This window comes from Metabacillus sp. RB-C-LZQ-3-1 (genome assembly GCF_058315175.1).
In genome coordinates this window covers 324,891-343,964 of record NZ_JBZFLI010000006.1, presented here as the reverse complement: position 1 = coordinate 343,964, position 19,074 = coordinate 324,891, and the positions used below count along the sequence as shown (strand labels likewise).

Annotated in this window: 20 protein-coding genes; 6 read left to right on the top strand and 14 right to left on the bottom strand. The window is 35.0% G+C overall.

All coding sequences use genetic code 11. The features are described 5' to 3' along the window. The first annotated feature begins 63 nt into the window (after positions 1–63). Both AC4GZ8_RS12765 and ytvI read left to right on the top strand, forming a co-directional pair. Positions 64–423 (top strand): YugN family protein, encoded by a 360-nt coding sequence (locus AC4GZ8_RS12765; RefSeq protein WP_491082238.1) that lies wholly within the window; start codon positions 64–66, stop codon positions 421–423. Positions 424–615: 192 nt separating this feature from the next. Then, the gene (gene ytvI, locus AC4GZ8_RS12760) at positions 616–1,674 is read left to right on the top strand and encodes a sporulation integral membrane protein YtvI (protein ID WP_491082223.1); all 1,059 of its coding nucleotides are present in this window, start codon (positions 616–618) and stop codon (positions 1,672–1,674) included. A gap of 59 nt (positions 1,675–1,733) precedes the next feature. Here ytvI and AC4GZ8_RS12755 read toward each other — a convergent pair whose 3' ends face one another. The 8 genes from AC4GZ8_RS12755 to cyoE all read right to left on the bottom strand — a co-directional run bounded on the left by AC4GZ8_RS12755 (position 1,734) and on the right by cyoE (position 9,132). Further along, positions 1,734–2,246 carry a GNAT family N-acetyltransferase gene (locus tag AC4GZ8_RS12755; RefSeq protein ID WP_491082222.1) on the bottom strand — a complete coding sequence of 171 codons (513 nt, stop codon included), beginning with the start codon at positions 2,244–2,246 and terminating at the stop codon, positions 1,734–1,736. Between the two features lie 282 nt (positions 2,247–2,528). After that, a complete protein-coding gene (locus AC4GZ8_RS12750) occupies positions 2,529–2,996 on the bottom strand; it encodes a DUF420 domain-containing protein (protein ID WP_491082221.1) in 468 nt (155 codons plus the stop codon). A gap of 87 nt (positions 2,997–3,083) precedes the next feature. Then, positions 3,084–3,986, bottom strand: coding sequence for a cytochrome c oxidase assembly factor CtaG (gene ctaG, locus AC4GZ8_RS12745; protein WP_491082220.1), 903 nt, complete (start codon positions 3,984–3,986; stop codon positions 3,084–3,086). A gap of 175 nt (positions 3,987–4,161) precedes the next feature. Continuing rightward, the gene (gene ctaF, locus AC4GZ8_RS12740) at positions 4,162–4,494 is read right to left on the bottom strand and encodes a cytochrome c oxidase subunit IVB (protein WP_491082219.1); all 333 of its coding nucleotides are present in this window, start codon (positions 4,492–4,494) and stop codon (positions 4,162–4,164) included. A gap of 4 nt (positions 4,495–4,498) precedes the next feature. Continuing rightward, complete coding sequence (ctaE, locus tag AC4GZ8_RS12735) at positions 4,499–5,125, bottom strand: cytochrome c oxidase subunit III (protein WP_491082218.1); 627 nt, start codon at positions 5,123–5,125, stop codon at positions 4,499–4,501. Then, the gene (gene ctaD, locus AC4GZ8_RS12730; protein WP_491082217.1) at positions 5,125–6,990 is read right to left on the bottom strand and encodes a cytochrome c oxidase subunit I; all 1,866 of its coding nucleotides are present in this window, start codon (positions 6,988–6,990) and stop codon (positions 5,125–5,127) included. Before ctaD ends, ctaE begins: the two co-directional genes overlap by 1 nt. Before the next feature lie 32 nt (positions 6,991–7,022). After that, complete coding sequence (gene coxB, locus AC4GZ8_RS12725; RefSeq protein WP_491082216.1) at positions 7,023–8,102, bottom strand: cytochrome c oxidase subunit II; 1,080 nt, start codon at positions 8,100–8,102, stop codon at positions 7,023–7,025. A gap of 100 nt (positions 8,103–8,202) precedes the next feature. Further along, positions 8,203–9,132, bottom strand: a complete 930-nt coding sequence (gene cyoE, locus AC4GZ8_RS12720; RefSeq protein ID WP_491082215.1) for a heme o synthase — start codon at positions 9,130–9,132, stop codon at positions 8,203–8,205. A gap of 614 nt (positions 9,133–9,746) precedes the next feature. On the opposite strand from cyoE, the gene AC4GZ8_RS12715 reads away from it, so the two are divergent. Further along, positions 9,747–10,685, top strand: a complete 939-nt coding sequence (locus AC4GZ8_RS12715; RefSeq protein ID WP_491082214.1) for a COX15/CtaA family protein — start codon at positions 9,747–9,749, stop codon at positions 10,683–10,685. A 70-nt stretch (positions 10,686–10,755) separates the two neighbouring features. On the opposite strand, the gene AC4GZ8_RS12710 is transcribed toward AC4GZ8_RS12715, so the two are convergent. Both AC4GZ8_RS12710 and AC4GZ8_RS12705 read right to left on the bottom strand, forming a co-directional pair. Further along, positions 10,756–11,970: an FtsW/RodA/SpoVE family cell cycle protein gene (locus tag AC4GZ8_RS12710; protein ID WP_491082213.1), complete on the bottom strand. Its 1,215-nt coding sequence runs from the start codon at positions 11,968–11,970 to the stop codon at positions 10,756–10,758. A 181-nt stretch (positions 11,971–12,151) separates the two neighbouring features. Further along, positions 12,152–12,433 (bottom strand): Fpa/YlaN family protein, encoded by a 282-nt coding sequence (locus tag AC4GZ8_RS12705; RefSeq protein ID WP_491082212.1) that lies wholly within the window; start codon positions 12,431–12,433, stop codon positions 12,152–12,154. A gap of 185 nt (positions 12,434–12,618) precedes the next feature. Here AC4GZ8_RS12705 and AC4GZ8_RS12700 point away from each other — a divergent pair, with 185 nt between their 5' ends. Next, complete coding sequence (locus AC4GZ8_RS12700; RefSeq protein ID WP_491082211.1) at positions 12,619–13,116, top strand: peptidyl-prolyl cis-trans isomerase; 498 nt, start codon at positions 12,619–12,621, stop codon at positions 13,114–13,116. Positions 13,117–13,183: 67 nt separating this feature from the next. Here the strand turns inward: AC4GZ8_RS12700 and AC4GZ8_RS12695 are convergent, their stop codons facing one another. After that, positions 13,184–14,512 carry a PhoH family protein gene (locus AC4GZ8_RS12695; protein WP_491082209.1) on the bottom strand — a complete coding sequence of 443 codons (1,329 nt, stop codon included), beginning with the start codon at positions 14,510–14,512 and terminating at the stop codon, positions 13,184–13,186. Positions 14,513–14,788: 276 nt separating this feature from the next. Between AC4GZ8_RS12695 and AC4GZ8_RS12690 the strand changes: the two genes are divergently transcribed. Next, positions 14,789–15,391, top strand: coding sequence for a YhcN/YlaJ family sporulation lipoprotein (locus AC4GZ8_RS12690; protein ID WP_491082208.1), 603 nt, complete (start codon positions 14,789–14,791; stop codon positions 15,389–15,391). 93 nt (positions 15,392–15,484) lie between these two features. Here the strand turns inward: AC4GZ8_RS12690 and AC4GZ8_RS12685 are convergent, their stop codons facing one another. Next, complete coding sequence (locus AC4GZ8_RS12685; protein WP_491082207.1) at positions 15,485–15,946, bottom strand: pyridoxamine 5'-phosphate oxidase family protein; 462 nt, start codon at positions 15,944–15,946, stop codon at positions 15,485–15,487. Between the two features lie 193 nt (positions 15,947–16,139). Here AC4GZ8_RS12685 and AC4GZ8_RS12680 point away from each other — a divergent pair, with 193 nt between their 5' ends. Beyond that, a complete protein-coding gene (locus AC4GZ8_RS12680) occupies positions 16,140–16,340 on the top strand; it encodes a YlaI family protein (RefSeq protein WP_491082206.1) in 201 nt (66 codons plus the stop codon). Between the two features lie 277 nt (positions 16,341–16,617). Here the strand turns inward: AC4GZ8_RS12680 and AC4GZ8_RS12675 are convergent, their stop codons facing one another. Together AC4GZ8_RS12675 and typA are read right to left on the bottom strand one after the other, a co-directional pair. Further along, the gene (locus AC4GZ8_RS12675) at positions 16,618–16,935 is read right to left on the bottom strand and encodes a YlaH-like family protein (RefSeq protein WP_491082205.1); all 318 of its coding nucleotides are present in this window, start codon (positions 16,933–16,935) and stop codon (positions 16,618–16,620) included. Positions 16,936–17,025: 90 nt separating this feature from the next. After that, positions 17,026–18,867: a translational GTPase TypA gene (gene typA, locus AC4GZ8_RS12670; protein ID WP_491082204.1), complete on the bottom strand. Its 1,842-nt coding sequence runs from the start codon at positions 18,865–18,867 to the stop codon at positions 17,026–17,028. Between the last annotated feature and the right edge of the window lie 207 nt (positions 18,868–19,074).

Sequence of the window (19,074 nt, the reverse complement as noted above, 5' to 3'; positions counted from 1 at the left end):
AACTTTTGCATTGATTTAAGCTATAATAAATTACGTGAAAAGGCTTTAGGAGGGAAATTACATATGAGAATGGAAGGTACAGGAATAGAGGGTATTACGATAGATCTATCACGTTTAGATGAGATTATGGATGATATTGGATTAGTGCGTGCCGGGCAGTGGGATTATGAACGAGTTACATATGACCGTAAGATTGAGGCAAAAGGTGATGTTTTCTACCTACGTGTTCAAGCATTTGCTGTTGAAGGGGATGTTGGAGGACGACATGCTGTTGTAAAACTTATTACACCTCTTTTAGGAAAGCATTATTATCCACACGGTGTTGAGTATGGAGAAGGTGAAGAATTTCCTGCGGCAGTAGTGAATACTAGTAAGAACTTACTTGCACAAGTAGCAGAAGAACTAAAAAAAGTACAATCTTAAAGTAAATAGTTCTTATACCTAACAAAGTAAAAAAGCAGAGGACTTGTTCCTGCTTTTTTATTTTTGGTTTTTGTCAATCTCGTGACTTTTTCATCCTTTTTATACTTGATAAATTGGATGAAATTTCTTTGTTTTCTGTATGTTTCATACTATAATGAAATTAGAGATGTTTCATTAGAGAGGGGCACAATATTGACCAGCATTTTAAACAAAAAGGTTCTACTTATTATCCTATCAATTATTATTATTGGTGCTATTTTATTTTTCATTTTACCAATATCAGTTCCACTTATAGTCGCTTTTATCACTGCCCTATTTCTTGAACCAGCAATTCGATTGCTTCAGCGCAGAGGAAATATGAAACGACAGCTTTCTGTATTAATTGTCTTTCTCATGTTTGTGATATTAATAAGTGTAAGTGGTTATATTTTAACAACTAAAGTTGTTGGTGAAGTTGTTCAAATTGCAGAAAATGCACCAACTTATATTAATGAATTAACAAAGGTTTGGGAAAACTTAGAGGACGATATTGCAAACACAACACAAGATCTTCCCCCTATCTTTGTAGAAGAAATTAGTAACCAAGTGACAAACTTTCTTCAAAAAACAAGGTCTGAATTAACTAGCTATGTGAATATTGAAAATGCTAAAGCTCTTTTTACAAATATTCCAAACTATCTAGTTAATTTAATCGTCTACTTAATAGCTCTCTTCTTATTTATGATTGATTTACCGAGATTAAAAACTAAAGCTTTTTCTTATTTAACAGATAAGACGGCTGAAAAAGTCTCATTTATGATATCAAGATTAACTTTTGTTGTGGTCGGATTTATTAAAGCTCAGTTTTTAGTCAGTATTATTATTTTTGTGGCTTCCTTAATTGGGTTATTATTTATCACACCTGAAATTGCGCTTTTTATGTCACTAATCATTTGGATAATTGATGTCATTCCATTAATCGGTTCAATTATCATTATGGGGCCATGGACATTGTATCACCTAATAACAGGTGACGTTGCACTAGCGGCAAAACTTGGTGTATTAACAGTTGTATTGTTAGTCATAAGAAGAACTATTGAACCAAAGGTAATGGGAACCCATATTGGACTTTCCCCTTTAGCCACACTTATTTCTATGTACTTAGGCCTTAAGCTATTTGGTGTCCTTGGATTTTTTATTGGCCCTATGATTCTTATTATTTATAATTCTGCACGAGAGGCAGGGTTAATTAAAATCAAATTTAAGATCTAGACTAGCTTCCATATTAGCGAGTTTATTTTAAAAAAGAAAGAGAAATATCTCTTTCTTTTTTATTCCTCTCCCTTTTGAATTTCCCAAGTAAAAAATTCACCATCCTTTTTTGTACAAATAAATCCCAGTCTATCAAACAAACGTACTGATTCTTTGTCTTGTACTTCACATTCCATCACTATTTTTTTTACAGCCATTTGATATGTTAACCAGTCAATAAATGCATCAATTGCCTCATATGCAATTGTTTCATCTGTTGTCTTTTCTTCAATATGATACGTAAGTCTAACATTCTGTTCTTGAACTGGCTTTCCTTGCATGACAATATCTCCTATAATTTTCTTCTCCTCATATAAAATAATCATCCATACTCCACAATCTAAATCCTTTTCTTCTTTTTCTAAGCTCTCAATATAATATGGCAAGAATCCTCGTACAAAAGCAGACGGCCAACATGTTGGAATTTCTATAGGAGAACGTTTATCTAGCTCTTTTCGATGGAATACTAACGACTTGGCAATATCAAGAGAACAGGGAATAATCATTAACCGATTTGTTAAAATTTCAATCAAGCCATCCTCTCCCCTCTTCGTAATTGGAGCATTCTATAAAGAAAGCTCAAAAAATAGATCAAGCAATTTCCATCCTTAAATTTACAAATGGTGAATTCCTACCGTTCATATGAAATTTAAAAATAATACTTCCTTCGTATTCATTGATCATAACTAATTCACGATCCAATACACAAAAAAATCCATGCTGCTATTAGATATCCTATGATGCATCATGAATATTATCAAGAAAATAAAAAAATGGTTTAGAATATTTTATTCTAAACCACCTTGAAAATATGTTTAAAACCCTAAGATTGCTTTGATAACTGAAGTTGTTTCGCCACCATGATAAAAAACATATAGAAGCAAATATACAGCTACTCCTGTTATAGCAGTAAAAAACCATACAATACTTGTTACAGGCCCAAGCTTACGATGCTTTTGAAAATTCTTTTTATAACCAGTGATTAAAGAAATAATCCCCAATCCAGCTCCTACAGTTGCTAAAGTAATATGAAAAATAAGAAAAATTGTATAGTAAACTTTGATATCATCCGGACCACCGAATGCTGTATTCCCTATAAAAATTGTGCGAGAAGCATAAATTATAAAGAAGATAATTGCAGCAATAGCAGCCCAAAACATCACTCTCATATGCGCTTCGATTTTTCGCTGTTTTATTAAATACCACCCAATTGCAACTAATATTGCACTCAGTACAATAAATGTTGTACTTATAGTCGGTAAAATAGGTAATGATGTATTCATATTTGGATCCTTTCTGTACTGTTAATATTAAATGTATTTTCATATGTAAAGGCTGACGATTTTGTAGTCAGCCCCTCAATATTTTTCCTATTTAATCGGATCTGGTGAAAAGGTCTTTTTTAAATCAATCTCATCCTTTTCCCTTTCTCTACGGGCCCATTGAAAGAAAATATAAGCAAGAATTGATCCATATACAATTTCTTGAATGATTTTCATTAGCACACCACCTAATTGTTGGTCTTCAACAAGCGGTAATGTATTAAACATTTCGGGTCCCGTTAAATTCAACCCTGAAAGCATATCAGCAGGTACACATAATTGTAAGGCAGTTAACCATGCTTGTGGCTCAGAATAAGTTAAATAAAGTGGATCTTTTGCAAAAATAATAAGTGCACATGCTGGTGTTAACAAGACACCGTCAGCAAAGATATATCCAACTTTTTTAATCCCGGAAAGTGATTTCCAATCTGGTAGTGTAGTAAGTAATGGCCACCACATGCACATAGCTCCAAAGAATATAAGCGTTGTGATGATTGAATGATAAAGAGGATCTGTCTTCACAAAATCAAAGACTAATGGCACATGATATAAGGAAAAAACTCCATTAAAAAATATTAGTGCAACAATTGGTTTGGTAAAAACTTTTATAACTGGTTTTATTATTTTCCGATATAGCATCGCTTTCCAAAACCAATCCGGAATTCCCAAAATAAGTAATGGTGGAACAACCAAATATAAGACGGCCATCTGTGACATATGAGCACTAAACATGATATGACCTAAAAGATCAATAGGGCTACCTTTACTTATATAAAGAAATAGAACACCCAGAACAAATAATATCTGTTGTTTTAATGGCACTGGTGAGCTTTCTTTAAACTTAGTTCTCCAAGGTCCTATAATCATAAAATAAAGCGCAGTGATGACTAATATCACGACAATAAAATAAGGACTCCATAAAGCACGAAATCCAAATATATCAAAGCTCATGTAAATTCAGCTCCTTAAGCTAGTCCTTCTGAATTATTATACACTTCCACTAATTTTGTATCAATGAACGTTCTATGACAAATCTGTTAGTCATTAAAATGTTAACATTGACAGAGTATTACTGACATAAAAAGGAGCAATTAGCACCCATTTGCCAATTGCTCCTCTAAATTAATTACCACCAAACAATAGTAACAAACGCTAATACTGTTAAGGCTGCAACTCCAACTCCTGAAAAAAGAAATAATGCTGGAGTTTCATGACCTTTGTGGCTCATATGCATAAAATAATAAAGCTGAAAAATAACCTGTATCACAGCAAGAGTAATAATAAATGGAATCTTAAACCATTCACCAATTCCATCATAACCTACTGCTATAAAAGCTATAATTGTCAAGAAGATCATCATCCCAAATGTAACAACTTGGTGCTTCATATCTTCTGCATTTTTTTTACGTCGATAGGCTAAGTCTACTTTTGGGTTTGCTGAATTATGATTATTTGCCATCAGTTTATCCCACCATTCCCATTAAGTATACAACTGTAAAGATAAACACCCAAACTACGTCAATAAAGTGCCAGTACAAGCTAGCAACATAATATTTAGGTGCATTGTATAAGCTTAGTCCACGTTTGGCGTTTCTTACAATTAAAGTCGTGATCCAAAGTAAACCAAAAGCAACGTGAAGTCCATGTGTTCCAACTAATGTATAGAAGGATGAACCTAATGCACTATCAGTAATTGTAAAGTGAAACTCATGAACATAGTGATTGAACTCATAAATCTCTAAGATTAGGAATCCTAATCCTAATAGAACTGTAATAATCAACCACAATTGCATTTTTCCAAAATTAAAGTTTTTCATGTGATACATTGCGTACACACTTGTTAAACTTGATGTTAAAAGTAACATTGTTGCTGCGAATACTAGTGGTATCTCAAAAAGTTCTTGTGTTGTTGCTCCACCCGCAGTTGATTCTCTTAATGCTAGGAATGTTGCAAATAGAGTAGCAAACAACACAGTTTCTCCACCTAGAAATAACCAGAAACCAATAAATTTGTTCTTTCCTTCGAGGGTAGCTTTTTCAGGCGCAGCCGGAAAATTTTCAGCTGTTAATTTTTCTTCAACAGATGCCATTATGCTTTCCCTCCTTTATCTTCGTTAAGTAAATCTTCTTTATGGATATGATAACCGTGATCATCTATAACTGAACGTAGGAACATACATCCAAAAGTGATAAGGAAGCCTACAATAATTGCAGGAAATGCCCATCCGTAGTCTTCACGGTACATTAATCCGAAAGAAACAATGAATAAACCAAATGACATAATAAACGGTAAGATCGAACCGTTTGGCATATGGATGTCACCAAGTGGCTCAGCTGGTGTCATTTCTTTATTACCTTCCATTTTTTCAATCCATAATGCATCTAGTCCACGAACCAATGGAGTTTGTTTAAAGTTATATTCAGGTGGCGGTGATGAAATTGCCCACTCTAAAGTACGACCGTCTCCCCATGGATCTCTGCCAACCTTTTTACCTTTAACAGCTGTGTAAACAATGTTAATTAATAAAAGTATTGTGGCAGCTGCCATTAAGAATGCACCAATTGTACTGATAAAGTTTCCTGTATCTAAACCTTGACCAGGAAGGAATGTGAATACACGACGCGGCATACCCATAAGTCCTAAGAAATGTTGGATAAAGAATGTTAAATGGAATCCTGTAAAGAATAGGACAAAAATGATCATATTTAATTTTTCATTTAACATTTTTCCAAACATTGTCGGCCACCAATAAACAGCACCCGCAAATAATGAGAATACTACCCCACCTACGATTACATAGTGGAAGTGAGCGACTACAAAGTAACTATCATGGTATTGGTAGTCAGCAGCAGCGGCAGCAAGCATAACTCCTGTTACACCACCCATTACGAATGTAGGGATAAATGCGACTGACCATACCATTGGTGATGTGAAACGGATTGAACCGCCCCAGATAGTAAATAACCAGTTAAAGATTTTAATTCCTGTTGGAACTGCGATAGCCATTGTAGCTACAGCAAAAATAGCATTTGCGATTGGACCTAAACCAGTTGTAAACATGTGGTGTGCCCAAACCATGAATCCAAGGAATCCAATTAAAACAGTTGCAAAAACCATTGATGAGTATCCGAACAAGCGCTTTTTAGCAAATACCGGAAGAATATCTGAGAAGATACCGAATGCAGGTAAAACTAAGATATACACTTCAGGGTGTCCGAAAATCCAGAAGATATGCTCAAATATAACTGTATTTCCACCTAATGCCGGATCAAAGAAGGCTGTGCCAAACAAACGATCAAACATTAAGAATGCTAAACCTACTGTTAATGCAGGGAAAGCAAATAAAATAAGTGCAGATGCAACAAATGTCGTCCATGTAAATAATGGCATACGCATATACGTCATTCCAGGTGCACGCATATTAATTATGGTTACAAGGAAGTTAATCCCCGCAATTAACGTACCTAAACCTGAAACCTGTAAACCAAGCAAGTAAAAATCTACCCCATGGCCAGGTGATTCTAAAGCAAGCGATGCATATGAAGTCCATCCTGCATCAGGTGCACCGCCTAAAAACCAACTTAAGTTTAAGAAAACTCCTCCAAAGAAGAATAACCAAAAACCTAAAGAGTTTAAGAATGGAAATGCTACATCACGAGCACCAATTTGTAATGGTACAACCGCATTCATTAATGCGAATAATAAAGGCATTGCAGCTAGGAAAATCATTGTTGTTCCGTGCATTGTTAGTACTTCATTATATAATCCAGCACTAACAAAGTCATTATTCGGAACAGCTAGCTGAATGCGGATCAGCATTGCTTCTAATCCACCAACAAGGAAGAAGAAGCCACCGGATATCAGGTAAAGGATGGCGATTTTCTTATGGTCTACTGTTGTTAAGTAGTCCCAGATTGTCGCGCCAACCCCTTTTTTCTGAGTTAACGTGCTCACAGTGTTACCTCCCTTTTCATTTTGCTCAAAAATTAGTTGTCAGAGACTTTTAATCCCATTAAGTATTCAGTTAAAGCATCAAGCTCTTGATCAGTTAATTCCGGATAAGTTCCTGTCATTTTATTAGCCGGCTTATATGTCTCAGGATCTTCTAACCATGCACGAACATTCTCCTTATTGTGCTCTAGTACACCAGCTACACGGGCACGTTCTCCAAATGTTGCTAAGTTTGGAGCTGTTCTTGCTGCAGCAGGTCTTTCATCTGTTGGAGAAACAGCATGACATGCGATACATCCTTTTTCCTCAAACAATTGCTCGCCTTGTACTGCTAAGTCAGTTGACGCAACTGCTTGCGCATTTTCCATATCAGAGATCCATTGGTCAAATTCGTCTCTTGAAACGGCTTTTACTTTAAAGTCCATAAGTCCATGTGAAGGACCGCATAGTTCAGCACATTTACCGTAGAAATATTCACCAGCTTGGTCAGCTCTTTCAGAGTCAAATGTCAACCACATTTGGTTTACATTATCTACGTTCGTGTCCATCTTACCACCAGCTGATGGAATCCAGAATGAGTGCTTAACATCTGATGCAATTAAATTAAAGTAAACTTTTTCATCAGTTGGAACAATTAAATCTTGACTCGTAATAACTCCGTAGTCAGGGTATTCAAATTCCCACCAATAAAGATTAGCACGAACGTTAACAACGACCGCATCTTCAGGTTTACGGTTCTCATCATCAATAGCATCCACTTCCGCAAGTTTAAAAGTTGCAGAAACAACTGGAACAGCTAAGACAATAAGCAATAGAATAGGAATAACAGTCCAAATGATTTCTAGCTTATGATTCCCTTCAACTTGTACAGGAATGTTGTTTTCTTCCCCTTTACGTCTTCGGAATTTAACGACAACGTAAATGAAGATTACTGTTACGACTGCAATGACAACGACCATAATCAGTGTACTTAACACCATTAGGTCATACTGCATATCCGCTACTTCACCAGCAGGCTTAAGCGTGGAAAGAAACGGTTCACCACAGCCGGCCAAGACAAGCGTCATTAATGCAAATAATGAAAATAGACGCCACTTTGTCAGCCATTTTCTCATAGCTAAATCAAACCCCTCTTTCAGTAATTTAAAATTCCTATCATTTTAGAAATACAGGAACTCTTTATAAATAAATTCTTATTAAGAAAGAATTTAATAATTAAACAATGGTAAAAAGAACCATTGATACAAACAAAATTGTTAAGTAGTTGATAGAATAAACAAACATTTTTGTAGCCCACTTTAATTCTAATTCTTTGTTTTTAAAACCTTTTATACCTAGAACAATCCACCCTAGATTTAACACAGTAGCAAGGATTAAAAAACCAATACCTAATTCATATAAGTAGAATGGTAAAGGTAAAAGACAAGCAATCCATACCATAATTTGACGTTTTGTTACATCAAACCCATGTACAACAGGAAGCATTGGGATTTTGGCAGCACGATACTCTTCTGTTCTTCTCATTGCCAATGCCAAGAAATGCGGTGGTTGCCAGATAAACATAATTAAAAACAGCACCCAAGCCATAACACTTAAGTTAGAATCAATTGCCGCCCAACCGATTAATGGCGGTACAGCACCTGATACACTACCAATTACCGTATTGATTGTATAAAGTCGTTTTGACCACATTGTATAGAGGAATACATATGTGACCACTCCAACCATCGAAATAATAGTAGCGGTTAATGTAGTCATAAGCATGAGAGCGAATCCAACTGTTAACAAAAATATCCCTATCCACAATGCATGTAATGGATTCATTTTTCCGGTGACAGTTGGTCTTTCCTTTGTTCTTTCCATCAAGTGGTCTATATCGCGGTCATAATAATTGTTGATCGCACATGAACCAGCTATCACAAGAGAAGAACCAATCAAAGTAAATAATACAATATCTATATTTGCTAAAAATCCTTTACCACTAAAGTAAAGGGCTAGCCATATACCAGTAAACGTAGTAATTGCATTGGAATTTACGATCCCTACCTTAATAAGTGCAAGGAAATCTTTCCATAAGGTTGTTTCGTGTATATCATTTGAATGCTGCTTGACGGCTGCATCATCCAAAATTTTTGTATCAGCCAACTTATTACCTCCTTACCCCTTCACAATCCACTTCCTATGAAGTGAATTCTTTCAATACAAAAACTATCCTACTACATATTTTGATGGTGCTTTACTATAGAAGACAGCCATTATGAAGGCGGTTCCAACATACTAATTTTCTACATCTTATGATACTAAAAAAATGATGATTTAAAAACGGTCTACTTGATATTAAAACATAATTCTTCCATCAATTGTGAATAATTTATGAAGTATTTTTGTCGAAATTGTGAAAGGCACCATTCTTCTCAAATGATCGCCATATCCTTAAGCTACCCTATTTTAACATATTTTCTCAGTCAAATCTTTTAAAAATAAATAGTTTTTGTCGAAAAGCGAACACATATCTAGTTCTAGCAAACTCCTTTTAAATATTCAACCCTTTCTGTTCAATAAAGTAAAATTTTTGATAAATTTTCATAATGTTTTCTCTTCTTTATTATTAACTATTCAAATATTTTAAAGCGCTTAACAAAAATATCTAATAACTTTGTGAACTTTTTCATGAATTTATTGTCTTTTTCTTCTACATTGTGTACTATACGATGAGTATTTACTATTATTTATACCAATTATATAAGTAGGTGAACATTTTGCAACGTGCTCTTAACTGGTTCGCCGTTTTCACAACAATTGTCATGTTGTTAGTGTTAATTGGTGGAGCCCTTGTTACAAAAACTGAGTCAGGTGCAGGATGTGGAGATTCTTGGCCATTATGCCATGGTGAGTTAGTTCCAAGCAATATTACTTTTGAACTTGTAATAGAACTGAGTCATCGAATTGTTAGTGGACTTGCTGGGATAGCCGTTCTCATACTTTCAATATGGTCATGGCGCAAAATTGGCCATATAAGAGAAACGAAATTTTTAGCTGTTCTATCTATCTTTTTCTTAGTATTACAAGCATTGATTGGAGCGGCTGCTGTTATGTGGGGACAATCTGATGCTGTACTCGCTCTCCATTTCGGTATATCACTAATTTCCTTTGCATCTGTGTTGCTTTTGACATTATTGATTTTTGAGGTTGATAAAAAATTTGATTCGAAAGCGCTTATAATTGACAAAACTATGAAGTTCCATATGGTGGGGATTATTGTTTATTCGTATATTGTCGTATATACCGGTGCCTATGTAAGACATAAAGGGGCAAGCCTTGCATGTCCTAAATGGCCTGTATGCAGCAATAGAGCTGGTGGTTTTCCTACGACATTACATGAATGGATTCAAATGGGACACCGAATGGCTGCAGCTGTCATTTTTATTTGGATCACATATACAGCCTGGCGTGCCATTAAATATCATAAAAACCAAAAGGTTATTTATTGGGGTTGGATCATAGCTTTCATATTAGTTTCTATGCAGGTTACTTCAGGTGCGTTGGTCGTCCTTACTGGATTAAATTTATATGTATCACTCGCTCACGCCCTAATCATATCTTGTTTATTTGGCCTACTTAGCTACTTCCTGTTACTTGTTAGCAGAAGTAATATTAATGCTGAAATAAGCTCGACAAATGATCAACATTTTACTTAATACTTACATCACTTATAACAATAAAAGAAATGGACATATTCACATGAGAATATGTCCATTTCTTTTATAATTAAATTGATGTGTTCCTTTTAACTTGAACTGTTTTTAGAGTAGCTGGTGCTGGCTGTTCGGTTTGAACTGGTTTTTGATACGTGTCTCTGTATGTTGTAAACATTGAAACATTAACTAGGAGTCCCATTGAGATTAACAATAATAATATGGAAGACCCACCATAACTAATAAATGGTAGTGGAACACCTGTAATAGGTATTAATCCGGTTAAACCTCCTAGATTTATCATTGACTGAATAGCAATCATACTAGAGATCCCTACAGCTAATAAAGTTCCAAAGGGATCCTGGCATTTACGCGCAACTGCAAACCCCTTTAAGACTATAAACGTTAATAGGACAAGCACAAATAACACACCAAAAATCCCTAACTCTTCAGCAATTATTGCCATAATGAAATCTGTATGGGATTCTGGGAGGTATCCATATTTCTGTACACTTTGTCCTAATCCCAGGCCTTTTAATCCCCCTGCCCCTATGGCATAAAAAGAATTAACGAGTTGATAGCCTAAACCATCTTCGTGGCCAAATGGATCTGAAAATCCAACAAATCGATTTAATTGCACTTCACTAAAGAACCCCTTCAAAATAATATATGGTGACATTAATACACCAAATATTAGAAAAAGAGAAACAAGTTTAAGCATACTTTTTAAATTCATTCCTGATGAAGCAATCATACATAATGAAATCATACCTATTATAAAAGCAGTACCAAAGTCAGGCTGAATGACAATTAAAAAGCATATAATTCCAGTAAAAATGATCGGAGGCAAAACACCTCGTCCAAATTCGTTAATATATGTTTGCTTTTTGTCATAAACAGCTGCCAAATAGATAATCACACTTAATTTAACAAACTCCCCTGGCTGCATACTCAAACCGCCAATTTTAATCCAACTTTGTGCATTCCCAGCAACATGTCCAATAAAAAACAATGAAATCAAGAGCCCGATAGATCCAAATACGATCATTTTTAATAATTTGCTATTTAGAAATGCCCGGTATGGAAAAATCATCATAGCTATAAAAGCAATTCCTCCTGCTATGAGAGCAAGCTTTTGCCTTTGAAAAAAATGATCAGGCTCATATCCGTAACGTGCAACTGCAGTAATCATGCTAGAACTGTAAACCATCACAAGGCCAAAACAGCATAATAAGATGATGGCCAATATTAATGAATAATCATATGATTTTAATACCTTCTTCACCATTAGTATCTCTTCCTTACTTAGAAACATAACGTTAATCTTGTTGTTTTCATTTTACTATAACTTCTACTATAAATGAGCATAATCCTTTAAAAACATTACTATATTCACATATATTTTAAATTAAACATTGGTGTAAGATAAAAAAACTCAAACTAATCAAATAAGTTTGAGTTTTAGTTTATTATTTTGTTGTAAATGCATCATGTAATGCAGACAACTCGCGCTCTAGTGTATCGAGCAATGCTTTACCCTCACGTTCCTCAACAAGGCCTAGTCTTACAGCGAAGTCTATTTCTCTAGATAAACCAAACATTTGAGTATCTAAAACCTCTTCATACAGTGGACATTGAGGCATTGTTAAATTATCCATTTGAACCTTGATCAGTCTCATGATCTTGTCAGCATCTGCCTTTAGTACCGCAAGTGCTTTATCTCGATGATTAACAGCAATCTCAGACGCCAAATTAATCCCTCCGTTTCCGAGCGATTACCCTATTCTATGTATTAATATTAAAGCCAATAAGAGAAAAAAGCAAGGACAAACCGACTAAAGAAGCAACTTTGCTCATATTTGTGTTTTTTTCTCCATAATATGTGACAAAGTTTACATAAAAGCTTATACTTATCGTGAAAAGGGGTGTGCTTTAAATGAACTCAATTATTTTGTTGAAAGGCAAGGTAGATTATCAAATTACCTTAGATCCTGGAGTTTGGATTTTTGATGATAGAAAAATTGATTTAACAACCTATTTTCAACAAGAACAAGAAGAACAAAATGAACTGGAAGAATACACAAAAGCAGTTTCTAAACATTGGGAAAGAGAAATAAGAGAAGGTGCTATTTTTCCACCAACACTAAAAACTGAACGAAAGTATGAAAAACAAAAAGTATTAACTGGAACTTTTGGTATACCATTTAAGCCTTTTCTTTTAAATGCTGAGATCCAAGACGACGCGACAGAAGTAAAATTCATAACAGAAGAACGAGAAATAACTGTTCCTCTATCTAAAGCTACCAATTTGATCTTCGGATTCAGTAAAGAAGGTAAGCCGTTAAAAGAAGATGGACCCATACATGTATATTATGGGGATGGTTCAAATGTTGAAAATCCAATTAAAAAAGTAAAAGAAATCATTGTACAGTAATATCCGCCTGAAAATGAGCTAACAATTTGTTAGCTCATTTTCTATTTTCATGTGAGACAGTTCGCAATCAGAGCAAATCTGCTGCTAACTGAGCTAAACCTGACCGCTCACCTTTCACTAATTTTACGTGTCCTGCAATTGGTTGTTCTTTAAATTTCTCCACCACATAAGTAAGACCATTGTTATATTCGTCTAAATATGGATGGTCAATTTGCTCTGGGTCTCCCATTAAGACAATTTTACTTCGCTCCCCTACTCGAGTTAAGATCGTCTTCACTTCGTGCTTTGTTAAGTTTTGCGCCTCATCAATAATGATAATTTGATCAGGTATACTTCTTCCTCTTATATATGTTAACGCCTCTACTTCTATAGATCCCATACCTGCCAAAATGGCATCCAGCTCACCTGGTTTTTTTGTATTGAAAAGATATTCTAAATTATCAAAAATCGGTTGCATCCAGGGTCTTAGTTTTTCCTCTTTTTCTCCAGGAAGAAATCCTATATCTTTTCCAACCGGAACAATCGGGCGTGCAACAAGCAACTTTTTATATGTGCCTAAATCTTCCGTTTGCATAAGACCTGCTGCTAATGCAAGCAATGTTTTCCCAGTCCCGGCTTTTCCAATTAAAGTAACTAAAGGCAAGTCCGTTCTTAACAGGAGCTCAAATGCCATTGTTTGTTGAACATTCCTTGGTCTAATTCCCCAAATATGGTCATGATCAAAAACAAGACGTTGTATTTTCTTACCTGTATGATCTACTTTTCCTATTGCGGAAGAAGATCCACCAAGAGCATCCTTCATAACAACAAATTGATTTGGATAAAAAGGATGATTGGTTATTTCAGATAAAATCAATTCATTTTTTTCATAAAATCGATTTAAGTTTTCTCCACTAATATACAGATCGAGAAAACCTGAATAAATATGATCAATTTCAACGACACGATCACTCAGAAAATCCTCGGCTATTAACCCAATTGCATCTGCTTTGACACGAACTAACGTATCTTTACTAACTAAAATAACAGCTCGGCCATCTTCCTTTGTTTGCTCCTCTAATGATAAGTTTTTTGCTACCGCTAATATACGGTTATCGTTTGTTTTTTCAACAAAAATCTCTTGGAGCTGATGAAATGACCGATGGTTAAGTTCTATCCTTAATGTGCCACCATTTGGTAATGGTATCTTTTCATGTAATTTTCCCGTTTCTCTAAGTTGATCAATTAATTTAGAAACTTGTCTTGCATTTCTGCCGATTTCATCCATATAACGTTTTTTTGAATCAACCTCTTCTAAAACCACTGCAGGAATGACAACCTCATTTTCTTCGAATGAAAAAATGGAATTCGGATCTTGCAATAATACATTTGTGTCTAGAACATAAATCTTCCTCAAACCTCCGCCTCCTACTCCGTTGCTATTTTTTTATGGAGTGAAACAATTAGGGTGAAAAAAGTCAAGCTGTGAATGAAGCGTTGCTAAAATATATGAAAGAATGAATAAAGATAGAAGGTTTATTAGACAATAAAATTAAAAAGCAGGAAAAAAACCATCTTTCAGCACTTTCATAATGTTCATTCTAGAGACAAAAGTGTTATTTTTTTAGGATTCCTGTAAGAACTACACCATTTTCTACAACCAAGATTTTCATAAGAAAAAAGGAGTGATAACATGAAATTCTTACTTACGATATTGTTGATTATAACCCTTACCGGATGTACAGCTAATCAAGGTGCTCCTAAAACTGATCAAGAAAATAAAAATGGTAGCCAACCTATTAATGTGAAAAACAGTGTTGAAGAACATGTCGATCGTAAAACTGGACAAGATATTTCAAAGCACCTTGTTGATATTGCAAATGAGGTTCCTGAAGTAAATGATGCTACCGCTGTTGTTTTAGGCCCATATGCTGTAGTCGGTATTGATGTTAATTCAAATCTAGATCGTAATAAAGTGGAATCAATTAAATATACAGTTGCAGAAAGTCTTATGCATGATCCATATGGTTCTAGGGCGATCGTGATTGCTGATGCAGATACAAATGTAAGATTACGTGAAATGGCCAATGATATTCAAGAAGGTCGGCCAATTGTTGGAATACTTGATGAATTAGCTGCAATTGTAGGGCGAATTGTTCCAGAAATACCAAGTGAGGTCCTTGATAATCAACAAAAACAACCTACTGAGCAAAATAATGATCAACTAAATAAAAAAGAACAGCAAAATTTAGAAAAAGAACAACACGATCAATCAAATGATCATCTAAATAAATAAATAATGAAAAGACTGCCATAAATACCCTCGGATCTTCTATTATCATTTAGTTGATATAATGATCTCATGATGGTAATGAAACGGCAGTCTTTGTTATATATGATAATTCTTCAATGCATCTAATACTTGTTTATCAAGTTTAGCTGCTGCTTTTTCGTCATAGGTTTTTTCGTATTGAGGTTCGGTTGAAATTTTTGAACCATAGAACATGACATCTCGGACATCTAAAATCGAAAGTTCTATTAATGTAAGTTTTAAAGGAACATTCTCTAATTTTTCAACTTTAAGATGTGCATTTCCATTAATGGAGTATGTTGATTCATTTGCGATCAAAGTTAAAACAACAGCAGGATGCTTCTTAATATTGTCAACAATTCTTGACCTTTGATCAATCGCAAATAATATATGTTTTTGATCTGGCGCATACACCCATGAGATTGCACTAACATTTGGTGAGCCTGTTTCATGATCAATTGTAGAAATTGTAACAAATCGTTCTTTTTGCAATTCCTTAAACAATGGATCGATGAGTACTGTTTCTACTTTGTTTGGCATTTCAACCCTTCCTTTCCACTTTATACAATCATCATACCTGTTTTTTTGCTCTGTTCCAACTAAAAAATTCAAGTAAATCTTTTAGATTTCTTCTGTGGTATAATATCTTATGTATATTGACCAAAATTAGGGCCTTATTCGTTTATATACGATAGTCTACAAAACGCAGAAGATTATATAATAGAGGTGTTTTATGAGAGTTAAATGTGTCATATGTGATCTTGTGGAATCAATTGAAGATGAGACAATAGTCGCGAAAAGATTAAGAAACCGTCCAATTCATACATATATGTGCAGTGCATGTCAGGAACGTATTACTGAGAAAACAAATGCAAGAATTGCAACTGGAAGATTTCGTTTGTATCGTGATAAAAAGACTGAAGATACCTGGTAAGAAAAGCACAGGATCTAAGCAATCTGCGGCAAGCATAAAGCGAGTAGGAATAGAAGGTGTTTTTCACCTTCTATTCCTACTTGACCAGACCTAGAGGCAGTCTAAACAAGCGAAACGTTAATCTCCATAACTGCACTTGTACGTCCTCTGCTTCGCATGTGTGGCGTTAAGCTAGACACTAAAACTACGTACAAAATCTTATACATTTTTTCCTTTCGAAAAAGGGTCAGACATTGATTCAATCGTCAACCGATTGACAAGTCTAACCCTTTTTTTATTATCGAATATCTTCTGTTTCTTGTTTTTTAGATTGATGAAGACGAATTTTATAAATAATAAGGATAAGTGCAGCTACAACTAATCCTTCTGCAACAGGTAAAAAGATTCCTAAAAAAGTCAACACCGTACAACCTAACGCTAAAAAAATATAGATAACAGCGGACTTTAAAATCGGTAGTTTTTTAGCAAATCCTAGTTTATAAACTAAAATCGATAGAAACAAAATCGTCAAATATAGCATCCACATTCCTAATTCAGGATGATCAATAACACGATATAAGCTTGGAAAAAACGAGAGCCTTTCTGAAACATCCATTACCTTATCCTCCTTAACTTTAAAGAAATAGGCTGATTCAAAACCAAAGAATCCTCTAGTAGAATCAGCCTTTTATATGTTTTTCTTCTATTACATTCCAGCTAATTTCTTTTTCTTAGCTGCTTTTTCACGTTCATTTTTATCGAGAATTTTCTTTCGTAATCGTATAGATTCTGGAGTTAATTCACAATATTCATCATCATTTAAATACTCTAACGCTTCTTCTAATGACATGATACGCGGTTTTTTCATTGTGCTAGTTTGATCTTTTGTCGCTGAACGAATATTCGTTTGCTGTTTCATTTTACAAATATTAACCACTAAGTCATTTTCACGTGTGTGTTCTCCGACAATCATTCCTTCGTATACATCAACACCTGCTTCAACAAAGATGACTCCTCTGTCTTCAACACCTTGTATACCATAAGTTGTTGACTTACCATTTTCCATTGAAACAAGAACTCCTTGACGGCGGCCACCCACTTTTCCTGGTTGCATTGGTTGGTAGCTATCAAATGTGTGGTTGATAATCCCGAAACCACGAGTTAATGACATAAACTCTGTTGAGTAACCAATTAATCCTCTGGCAGGAACATTAAAGATTAAACGAACTTGACCATTTCCGTTATTAATCATATCAATCATTTCACCTTTACGAGCTCCAATTGATTCCATTACACCACCTGTGTGTTCTTCAGGAACATCAATTTGCACACGCTCAACAGGCTCACATCTCACACCATCGATTTCCTTTACAATTACTTCAGGTTTCGATACTTGTAATTCATACCCTTCACGACGCATATTTTCAATTAATATGGACAGATGTAATTCACCGCGACCAGAAACAACCCATGCATCTGGTGAATCAGTTGGTTCAACACGTAAGCTCACATCTGTTTGTAATTGAGCTAATAAACGTTCTTCAATTTTACGTGCTGTAACAAATTTACCTTCTCGGCCAGCAAAAGGACTATTATTAACAGCAAACGTCATCTGAAGTGTCGGTTCATCAATACGTAAAATCGGAAGTGCTTCTTGGTGCTCAACAGGACACACTGTTTCACCAACATTGATGTCTTCCATACCAGAAACAGCAACTAGATCCCCTGCAACAGCTTGTTCAATTTCAACACGCTTCAGCCCTTGGAAACCAAATATTTTTGATACGCGGAAGTTTTTAATAGAGCCATCGACCTTCATAAGGGATACTTGTTGTCCAACCTTCATCGTTCCGCGGAACACTCTTCCAATTCCAATACGCCCAACATAATCATTGTAGTCAAGCAATGCTACCTGGAATTGAAGAGGCTCCTCACGATTATCAACTGGTGCGGGAATATGACCCACAATAGCATCGAATAATGATGCCATATTTTCTTCTTGATCAGCAGGGTCTGGACTTGTGCTGGCAGTTCCATTGATTGCAGAAGCAAATACAACCGGGAATTCTAATTGATCTTCATTTGCATCAAGCTCAATAAATAAATCTAATACTTCATCTACTACTTCTGATGGACGAGCAAAGTCTCTATCAATCTTATTAACAACAACAATTGGTGTTAAGTTTTGCTCTAATGCTTTCTTAAGAACGAATCTTGTTTGGGGCATACACCCTTCATATGCATCAACAACAAGTAAAACACCATCAACCATTTTCATGATACGTTCTACTTCCCCGCCAAAATCAGCATGTCCTGGGGTATCCATAATATTAATGCGAGTGTCTTTATAATTAATTGCAGTATTTTTTGCTAAAATTGTAATTCCACGTTCACGTTCAAGATCATTTGAGTCCATTGCACGTTCAGCAACCTGCTCATTTGTACGGAATGTTCCAGATTGGTGTAATAATTGGTCAACTAAAGTTGTTTTCCCATGGTCAACGTGGGCAATAATAGCAATGTTGCGAATATCATTTCGAAGTTTCACTATTTCATCTCCTAAAAATATATAATAACAAGAATGAGTATAACTATTTATTTAATAAATGATCTAACCCTATTCTTGCCGTATTCCGAGTGAATATCATCAGTATTTCAAAATCACCTTCGATATTATACCATAAACAATCTAGAAAAGCTGAAAGTTTTTAAGTAAACTGTAGAAAGAGGTAAAATATTTGTTGTATGTTGGGGG